This is a genomic window from Corynebacterium sp. HMSC034H07 (genome assembly GCF_001815175.1).
GTDB lineage: Bacteria > Actinomycetota > Actinomycetes > Mycobacteriales > Mycobacteriaceae > Corynebacterium > Corynebacterium hiratae.
Genome location: NZ_KV819497.1, coordinates 1 through 910 on the forward strand (window position 1 = coordinate 1; position 910 = coordinate 910).

Below are 910 nucleotides of genomic sequence, written 5' to 3' on the forward strand. Positions count from 1 at the left end.
TCTCACCGAGCGGCAAAAGCACCGCTTAGAGATGTTGTGGGCCACCGATGATAACTACGTGGCCCTAGAAGTAACGTGGCTGCTCTACCAAGACATGATCGCAGCGTACGCGCATCCGAAGAAATCGGAAGGCAAAAAGCTCATGAAACGCATCATCCACACCCTACGTAAAGGATTACCACAAGGCCTAGAAGAGCTCGCCCAACTAGGACGCACCCTGTGGCGTCGACGCAAAGATGTGCTCGCCTACTTCGATATCGGTGCCTCCAACGGCCCCGTCGAGGCAATCAACGGCAGACTCGAACACCTACGCGGCATCGCCCTAGGATTTAAAAACCTCAACCACTACATCTTGCGATGCCTAATCCACTCCGGACAACTACAGGACAAAATCAACGCACTCTAAAACCGGAAGGGCCTCTTTACCGCGCAAGTCCATGCGGCGATAACGGACAGTGGCTTTAGATCGTGGAGGTACCGAGTTCGAAGGCAACGTTGCCTCCCATTCGGTCGGCGGCACAACCAGCGGAATGCCGTGAATAAGGGCGGCGGACTTTCCCACTAATGTCGCCTTGGGCAAGGTCAACCCGAGCACGTACGCCTTCGCGGTCTCCTTCTGCCACGGCTTGAGTTCGTGCCAATGCACCATCGGCAGCACGAAGCACCACGCCAGTTTGGCCACCTTGCCGGCATGCACCTTCTTCCACCGGGGATCATCATTGGGCAGCTTCCGAAGGTCGATAAGGTGCTGGTCTAAAAAGCTAAAGAGTTGTTCATTGTTCATGCACTACTCATAACCCAGCTTTGTGTGCCTCGCCACAGATAGGCTTCCGTTCTTCACCTCCGCCGCACTACCTGTAATCCGGTGCCCAGCCTAAAAGTGCAGACCTGGAAGTGCATTCATGCAGGT

Annotated in this window: 2 protein-coding genes; one reads left to right on the forward strand and one right to left on the reverse strand. The window is 55.1% G+C overall.

Annotated features, from left to right (window positions below):
* Positions 1-406 (forward strand): transposase (locus HMPREF3009_RS01640; RefSeq protein WP_198531098.1); only part of this gene is annotated, 406 nt, incomplete at its 5' end.
* Here HMPREF3009_RS01640 and HMPREF3009_RS01645 read toward each other — a convergent pair.
* Positions 380-784: a hypothetical protein gene (locus HMPREF3009_RS01645; protein WP_232760872.1), complete on the reverse strand. Its 405-nt coding sequence runs from the start codon at positions 782-784 to the stop codon at positions 380-382. The genes HMPREF3009_RS01640 and HMPREF3009_RS01645 overlap by 27 nt on opposite strands.
* Positions 785-910: the final 126 nt, after the last annotated feature.

Excerpts from the sequence above, each read along its gene's own strand:
- HMPREF3009_RS01645 (WP_232760872.1), bottom strand. The coding sequence starts at position 784 with ATGAACAATGAACAACTCTTTAGCTTTTTAGACCAGCACCTTATCGAC.